This is a genomic window from Gelidibacter sp. (assembly GCF_035577925.1).
GTDB lineage: Bacteria > Bacteroidota > Bacteroidia > Flavobacteriales > Flavobacteriaceae > Gelidibacter.
This window is the reverse complement of the sequence record NZ_DATJCY010000396.1, coordinates 1-8232: the sequence shown is the minus strand read 5'-3', so window position 1 is coordinate 8232 and position 8232 is coordinate 1. Positions and strand designations below refer to the sequence as shown.

Below are 8232 nucleotides of genomic sequence, written 5' to 3'. Positions count from 1 at the left end.
TTGTTGATTCAGATTGGAAGTCCTTTATGATTAAATTCTTTACATTTTTAATTATTGCGTTGGTCACATGGTCCATACAAGCTCAGGATGCGCTTTTGCACCGCGCGGATAGCTTGTATGTGCATGGCAATTATTCTCAAGCTATAGCTGTTTTTAAAAACTATGAGCAGCAAGATTTGGTTTATGAAAAGATGGCCAAAGCTTATATGGCGCTTGGCAATTATGATTTGGCATTACAAAATTATGACCAGGCATTAAATGCGTTTCCTGACAATGCACTTATCAAATATGATTATGCCAAACTTTTGTCCAGAAGCAAAAAGCTCAACGATGCGGCTGTGTTGCTGAGTGAATTGGTGTATCTCGATTATAAAAATCCAAATTACCATTATGAACTCGGTTTGGTTTTTGAAATGCAAGGTGATTCCACGGCAATGAACCGATTTCATTCAGCATTTGAGATTGATACCACCCATCAAAAAGCCATTTATAAAATAGCTAGACATTTTTTGGTCAACCGTCATCATGATGCATCGCTAAAGTACATCAACACAGGTTTGGAAAGTTATGCCAATAATACCGAACTTATTAATTTAAAAGCCCTCAATTATTATTGGAGAGAAGATTATAAAGAAGCATCCGTTTGGTTTGAGAAATTATTGGGCTTGGGTGAAAATTCGCAGTTTATCCATGAAAAATTGAGTTTTTGTTATGCGGCACAAGCCTTATATGAAAAGGCTATTGTCCATGCTATTCGCGCTGTGGATTATGATCCCAAAAATGCGACTAACTTATATACTTTGGGACAATTGTACGAAGAAATCAATGATTTTGCTTCCGCAGAAGAATGGATTGCCGAAGCCTTGAGCATTATGGATAAGCCTTTAAATGCGGAATATGTTAAGTTGGCATCCGTTTTAAACCAACAGAAAAAATATAAAGAATCCATCGTTGCTCTTCAAAATGCCATTAAGGAAGATCGAGAAGATGACGTTGCGCCGTTTGTTATGGCAAAGGTCAAAGATGAGTATTATGAGGATATCGATTCAAAAATAAAATCGTATGAGTTATTTGTACAAAAATTTCCTGCAAGCAGTTATGTGTCTTATGTAAATGGACGAATAAAGGAATTAAAAAATGAGAAATTTATGGATTCTAAATAAATCTTTGGCATTCCGAAAAGAATTTGTTGTCAAAAAGGTTTTGTGAGGGTGGATGGATGGTTGTATAAAATCAGGAGGTGTTTTTTATCTAATTTTTCACGATACACTTTAAAAGATCTTCATTTGCAAAAACAAATAGTTTCTATGGCTAAACTCTGTGCATTTTATTAATGCGTTGATATTGTGGTCTCAAATTCAAATAGTTAACTTAGTTTTTAACACGTGTTTTAAGTGCAGTTATGAGTTGATTTAAATCTTCATACATGGGGATGTTGTAGGTTTCGGCTAGGATATCAACATTTCCTTTTCGCCAATAGCCTTCAGGGCAAACTACCATTAATTTATCGGTTTTGGCGTATAATCCTAGCTCAAGTAAACTGATCGGACTTTGAGAATGCGGTGCAAAATACATGATGATGATGTCTGCTTCTTCCAAGGCCATTAATTCCCACTCAACTTGTTCTTTAAAGTTGGGGTCAGAACTAATGGGTTTCCATGTTTTGTCCCAATGGTCTCTTCGAGGATTAAGCAAAATCACGTTCATATCGGCCAATTGCCTTTCAATTTGAGCTTGCCAGTTTTCAACATTGCCCATATCAATGCTGCCGCCTAAAAAGATCTTAGGTTTTGGATCGTTTATAGGGATATCATTTGGAGATTTGATGATAATTGCATTTTGAGCACTAAGACTTAGTGTTGATAAAATCAAAATAAATAACAAAACTGATGACCTCATTACTGTGCGTTTTTAAAGCAGCCCAAATTTATATTCGTAATTTTTTATAAAACGGCGCTGTCTATTTAGAACAGCAAAGTTAGTGCATTAACAAGGCTATAAAGGATAAAACTTTCTTAATTGTAAAGGTTTTTACTTTAGGAATTTAAAATTAATGTCATCATAATGGTGGTTATTGGTGTAATGGATCGTGCACTATTGGGTGTTCTTATTTAAAAAAATAAATTATGCGATGGAAGGTGTAGATGATTTTTCTTCGGATTGATGTTATTGGATGCTATCTATATTGTGAACAGATTCTTCAATAGTTGCATTTTTTTTGTTTTAAATGTATGATTGTCAAGCTTAATAAGTGTCAAATTTGTAAAATTCAATGATGCTTCATTTGTTCTTAGAATAAAATACATGACGGAAGTACTTTGCGGTGGATTTATTCTCCAAAAAATTGTACTTTTCAGCTTCAGTACTTATCATGATATGAAGCCATTATTACTTGTTTTTTTTATCCTACTGACCTCATGCGATTATTTTCAATCCAAAAAAGTAACAACAGAGCAACTTTTGGAAGAAGAAATACAAGCCATCAATTGGAATGATGTTGACGAGTATCCGACGTTTTCTGATTGCGATGGCGTTATAACCCATCAGGAAAAGAAAGCTTGTTTTGAGAATTATTTTTATGATTTATTGACTTCGCAATTGAAAAACCAAAAAATAATTGTGACAGAGGATATTTCCGATACAGTAATCTTAAAAATCCATATCGATAAAACAGGCCAATTTTCAATAAAGAGTATAGATATGGATGCATTAACACAGGCCCAAATCCCAGAATTGGAAAGTATCTTGCGGCATAGTTTTGATTCGCTTCCAAAAATCCATCCCGCCATTAAGCGCAGTCAGCAAGTGGCTACCGAATTTAGTTTGCCTGTAATCATCAACATTAATTAGGACAAATCATAAAAACACTATTGTCTATAACTTCGACCTTTCCAGTTATAGCCTTTAAACACGGCAATAAACGCTACATAAACACTAAAAAAAGGATAGCATAACGATGCCAAAAAGTAATGTTTTAAATGTTTTTTTTGATCGAAGAAATTGGCGGTTTTAAAGATCAAAAGGAAGTCAATGCCAAACTTGATGATAAAGATGAATAAGAATTCCTTTGGCCTCAAAATGCCAATTGCAAATAGTGGAAGACAGCAAATTAAAAGTGCATTTTGGACTAAAATGATAAATCCTGCCAACTTGCCAAACAGGTTTTTATACGCACCCGATTTTGCTGCCCAACGGACGCGCTGTTCAATTAAATCCTTAATTGAAGTTAATGCAAATGAACTCACAACGGCATGTTTGCATTTTAAATAAGTTACTTGGGTTGTTTTTTGACGAGTAGCTTTTTCAAGTAAAAAAACGTCGTCGCCGCTTGCTATTTCTGTATTTCCTTGAAAACCATTCACGGTTTTAAAAAGTTGTTTTTTATACGCGAAATTGGCACCATTGCATAAAAACGGTTTTTTTATGCCAAAACCTCCCATGGTGGCCCCTTGTAAACTCAAAACATCCAGCAGTTGGAAGTTTTCAAGAAATCCTACGGTTTTGGTATAAGTTACAGGGGCAACAATCATATCGGGTTGTTGTTTTTGGATGCATTCATCAAGACTGTCCAACCAATATTTTGGAAGGCTACTATCGGCATCGGTGGTCACAATCCAGTCGTGTTTAGCTTTTGAAATAGCCAAGGTGATCGCATCTTTCTTGGGCGAATTTGTTGTGCGTATATTTTTTATTATTGAAATGGAATTGGCGAAAGCATTATTTTGTACAAAAAAATCGGCAATAATCTGCGCTGAATGATCGTAAGAATCATCATCTACAAAAATAATTTCAAAATTGTTCTTCGGGTAGTTCAGCGTTGAAATTGATTGTAAAAGAGCAAGTAGGTTTTTCTCCTCATTTCTAAAAGGAATAATGATGCTGAACTTTGTTTTTGGTTTTAAATAGCCCAATTCAAAAAGTTTTACCCGATCGAAGCCTAAAATCAAACTTCCAATCAATAAAAGATAAACAACGGTGATGCTTATAATAATGAAGATCATGAAACGGTTTTAGGAAGTTTGAAACTAAGGACAAAATAACTGCCAATGATGCTTGGAAGCACAAAGTTTGAAAGCCACATGAGTGTTAAAATAGTTAAAATAATTGCTTTTGAAACACCGATTAAACCGAATAGATAAATGGCCACGCCACCTTTAATAACAATGTCAAATATAAAGATGGAAGGCATAATCGATGATAATAGATACATGGTTGAGATGATTGCCATGGCTTCAAAATAGTCCATTTCAATCCCAAACAAAAGCAGTAAATAGTAAAACTGAAAAGAGAAAATTAAATAACGCATTAAGGAAAGTAGAAGCGTATTAAATAGCGTTTTTGTAGAAATCGATTTTAAAAATGTGTAACTTTTATAAATTGGCTTCAATTGTTTTTTGAACCACTTCATTTTTAGAATATAAACTGATGAAAAAAGAATAAATCCTATAATTAGAAGCCAAATAAAAAATGTAGAATAGTTTAGTTGAGGTTGGAAACGCACGGTGAAATAGGAGAAACCTACTACTCCAAAAACAGTGGTGATTAGCATTTGTACACTGTTGCTAATACCGTTGAGCAGCATAATTTTTTTTCGGTGATGAGGTGGATAATACATTGCTTTTGCACCGTACTCGCCAATGCGATTGGGTGTGAATAACGATGCCGTGAGTGCACCCAAAGTTTGTCGGGCAGCATTTGTAAGTGTTATTTCAGAAATAGAATTAATAAGCGTCTGCCATTTTAATATTTCGATAAACCAGTTTAAAAAACTTAAAAACGCTAAAAAAAGAACAGAAATCATCGAAATTGAGCTAAATTCCATCAAATTATACTTAAACTCATCAAAATGGAAATCGCTGTTTTTGAAGAGTTTTGTATAAATAAAATAAAAAGCAGCAACTACAAGCCCTATTTTTATAAGTGAAAGTAAGAATTGCTTAGTTTTGTAGGAGATTGCCTTTGACATAATTGCAAATTAAATGATAATTAGCTTATGAGACCATATTTTAAAAAACAAAACCTGAGTTGGCTTTTCGTTTTGGCATTTTTGACCAGTAGCTTGACTTTTGGACAATTGAAGGTTGAAAAATGGAAACTACAAGTTGCTTTGGGCGTCAATAACCCAATTGATAATGATGATCCTATTTTTTACAGCCAATACATCAATTTTCCGTCGATTAATTTGGGCGTGCAACGCATGTTTTCCAGAAATTGGGGTGCTAAACTTGATTTGGGCTATAACCGATCATCCAATGGTGGGGGTTCGGTGCCTTTCAAATTGAATTATACCCGTATTAATGCCCAAGCAGTTTATGATTTTAAGGATGTTTTTACCTTTTTGCCAGAATCCATTGGTGTTGTAGGCCATGCGGGGCCAGGGGTGAGCATTACAAAACCTATGGTGGATAATAATGCAAATATCAATTATAATTATGCCAATCTCAGCGCTACTTATCTCAATATGTTGGCAGGTGTCGAAGTACATTATAGGCTATCGAAAACATTATCGGTTTTTGTAGATGGTTCGTATGCTTTGGCGCTTTCCTCAAAAAACAAGTCTGATGTCAACAGTAAGGGCCAATTTTCATTTAATGGCGATTTAATTTATGCCTCTATTGGTGTATCCATTTCTTTGGATACCTGTAATTATTGTCCTTAAATGATTAAAGAAAAAATTATTTTAGGTATTGATCCCGGAACAACCATTATGGGTTTTGGACTTATAAGGGTGGTTGGTAAAACCATGTCTTTTATGCAGCTCAATGAATTGGATCTTAAAAAATACGACGATCATTATTTGAAACTCAAACTTATTTTTGAACGTACCATTGAACTTATTGACACGCATCATCCTGACGAAATAGCTATTGAAGCGCCTTTCTTTGGAAAAAACGTTCAGAGTATGTTGAAGTTGGGCCGAGCGCAAGGTGTTGCCATGGCAGCAGGATTGAGTAGGGAAGTGCCTATTACCGAATATGCGCCCCGTAAAATTAAAATGGCCATAACTGGCAACGGAAACGCCAGCAAAGAGCAAGTGGCCAAAATGCTCCAAAGTCTATTAGGATTGAAAACCTTGCCAAAAAATTTGGATTCTATGGATGGACTGGCGGCGGCGGTTTGTCATTTTTATAACGATGGCAAAATTGAAGTTGGGAAAAGTTATACAGGTTGGGCCGCTTTTGTAAAGCAGAATGCTGATCGGGTTAAGTAGTTTTCTGTTGTCGGTTTTCAGTTATCCATAGTTGGTTATCAGATGAGTTTTTTTGTGCCTTTGTGGAATAACTCTTTACTTTCGTAAAACCAAAATTGTAAATCATCAATCATAAATCTCAATTCATGTCCGGCATCTACATCCATATCCCATTTTGCAAACAGGCATGTCACTACTGCGACTTTCATTTTTCGACATCATTAAAGAAAAAGGATGAATTGGTTGTGGCATTGGCCAAGGAATTGGAACTGCGCAAAGACGAATTCAGAAATCAAGTTGTAGAAACCATTTATTTTGGGGGTGGCACGCCAAGTTTATTATCGATTGAGGCGTTGCAAATGTTGCTTGATGTGGTTTACAAAAATTATAAGGTGTCTAAAAATCCTGAAATTACTTTGGAGGCCAATCCCGATGATTTAACTGAAGGAAAACTCATTGCTTTTTCACAATCGCCTATAAATCGGCTTTCTATTGGTATTCAGTCTTTTTTTGGAGACGACTTAAAATTGATGAACCGCGCGCACAATTCCGAAGAAGCCAAACGCTGCTTATCAATGGCAACACAATGTTTTGACAATATTTCCATCGATTTGATTTATGGTATTCCAGGCATGAGCAATGAGCATTGGATCCAAAATATCGAAACAGCATTGGCGTTCAATATCCCACATATTTCGTGTTATGCTTTGACGGTAGAGCCGAGAACAGCATTGGCCAGTTTTATCAAAAAAGGTATCATCAAAAATGTGGATGATGATTTAGCGCAAGAGCAATTTCACATTATAATCGATAAGCTGGAAGCGGCCGGATTTATACATTATGAACTTTCTAATTTTGGGAAACCTGAGTATTTCAGTAGAAATAATTCGGCATATTGGCAAGGAAAACCCTATTTGGGCATCGGCCCATCAGCGCATTCTTTTGATGGAAAACATCGGGGTTGGAACGTTCGGAACAATTCAAAATACATCAATTCTCTGGAGAAAAATGTGGTTCCGATAGAAATTGAAACCCTTTCAATAACTGATAAATACAACGAATATGTGATGACCGGTTTACGTACCGTTTGGGGCGTTAATTTGGAAAAAGTAGAACAGGATTTTGGAAATTCTTATAAAACCTATCTTTTGGAACAATCGGAGAAACATATTATTGAACATTTATTGTATCTTGAAGACGGCAAATTGTTGGTCACCAAAAAAGGTCAGTTTTTGAGTGATGGCATTGCTTCCGATCTCTTTAAAATCGATTAATCTTGAAGGCAACCATTGAGCACCAATCTAAAAAATTTCAAATAGATTTATCAAAACCTCTTGATATTTCCATTCCGTTACGTGCTTCGGCAGATAATGTAAACGCTTGGTATATTGGTAATCCAGAAATAAAACCTGTTGCGGATGGCGATTGGACGGGAAGTATTAAGGCAGGTGCTTCAGTCAACTTTAATTCTATCCAGTTCAATCCACATGCACACGGTACACATACGGAGTGTATTGGCCATATTACGGAAGAGTTTCATTCTGTCAACAACTATTTAAAACAGTTCTTTTTTACGGCAGAATTGATTTCTGTAGTTCCTGAAAAACAGGTTGATGACAGCATTATCTCTAAGCAGCAGATTGAGGTGTTATTGAAGGATAAACATCCGGAAGCCTTGGTCATTCGGACTTTACCAAATACAAAAGTTAAGAAAAACCAACAATATTCCAATTCCAACTGGGCATATATCACAGAGGAAGCGATGGTTTTTATTAGAGAACGTGGCGTTCAACATTTGCTGATCGATTTGCCAAGTGTGGATAAGGAGCATGACAGCGGTAAATTGTTGGCACATAAGGCATTTTGGAATTTTTATGGTCAACGGCGATTGGATTGTACCATCACGGAATTTATTTATGTACGCAATAAAATTAAGGATGGCAGTTATTTGTTAAATCTACAAATTGCGTCTTTTGAAAATGATGCTACGCCAAGTAAACCGGTGTTGTATGAGGTTCATGGAGTTGTTTTTTAGACACTAA

9 protein-coding genes are annotated in these 8232 nt (G+C 35.6%); 6 read left to right on the top strand and 3 right to left on the bottom strand.

Going from position 1 to position 8232, the window contains the following annotated elements; translation table 11 throughout:
- A partial coding sequence (locus VNJ50_RS14915; protein WP_325583089.1) for a tetratricopeptide repeat protein occupies positions 1-1163 on the top strand: 1163 nt, incomplete at its 5' end.
- A gap of 208 nt (positions 1164-1371) precedes the next feature.
- Here VNJ50_RS14915 and VNJ50_RS14910 read toward each other — a convergent pair.
- The gene (locus VNJ50_RS14910; RefSeq protein WP_325583088.1) at positions 1372-1899 is read right to left on the bottom strand and encodes a nucleoside 2-deoxyribosyltransferase domain-containing protein; all 528 of its coding nucleotides are present in this window, start codon (positions 1897-1899) and stop codon (positions 1372-1374) included.
- A gap of 405 nt (positions 1900-2304) precedes the next feature.
- Between VNJ50_RS14910 and VNJ50_RS14905 the strand changes: the two genes are divergently transcribed.
- Positions 2305-2850: a hypothetical protein gene (locus VNJ50_RS14905; protein WP_325583087.1), complete on the top strand. Its 546-nt coding sequence runs from the start codon at positions 2305-2307 to the stop codon at positions 2848-2850.
- A 17-nt stretch (positions 2851-2867) separates the two neighbouring features.
- Here the strand turns inward: VNJ50_RS14905 and VNJ50_RS14900 are convergent, their stop codons facing one another.
- A complete protein-coding gene (locus VNJ50_RS14900) occupies positions 2868-4001 on the bottom strand; it encodes a glycosyltransferase (protein WP_325583086.1) in 1134 nt (377 codons plus the stop codon).
- Positions 3998-4966, bottom strand: coding sequence for a lysylphosphatidylglycerol synthase domain-containing protein (locus VNJ50_RS14895; protein WP_325583085.1), 969 nt, complete (start codon positions 4964-4966; stop codon positions 3998-4000). The genes VNJ50_RS14900 and VNJ50_RS14895 overlap by 4 nt, the downstream gene beginning before the upstream one ends.
- 27 nt (positions 4967-4993) lie before the next feature.
- Between VNJ50_RS14895 and VNJ50_RS14890 the strand changes: the two genes are divergently transcribed.
- The 4 genes from VNJ50_RS14890 to VNJ50_RS14875 all read left to right on the top strand — a co-directional run bounded on the left by VNJ50_RS14890 (position 4994) and on the right by VNJ50_RS14875 (position 8225).
- Entirely contained in the window at positions 4994-5659 is a 666-nt protein-coding gene (locus tag VNJ50_RS14890) for a cell envelope biogenesis protein OmpA (protein ID WP_325583084.1), read from the top strand.
- The gene (gene ruvC, locus VNJ50_RS14885; protein ID WP_325583083.1) at positions 5660-6211 is read left to right on the top strand and encodes a crossover junction endodeoxyribonuclease RuvC; all 552 of its coding nucleotides are present in this window, start codon (positions 5660-5662) and stop codon (positions 6209-6211) included.
- Between the two features lie 125 nt (positions 6212-6336).
- Positions 6337-7464, top strand: a complete 1128-nt coding sequence (gene hemW, locus VNJ50_RS14880; RefSeq protein WP_325583082.1) for a radical SAM family heme chaperone HemW — start codon at positions 6337-6339, stop codon at positions 7462-7464.
- Positions 7465-7466: 2 nt separating this feature from the next.
- Positions 7467-8225 (top strand): cyclase family protein, encoded by a 759-nt coding sequence (locus VNJ50_RS14875; RefSeq protein ID WP_325583081.1) that lies wholly within the window; start codon positions 7467-7469, stop codon positions 8223-8225.
- Positions 8226-8232: the final 7 nt, after the last annotated feature.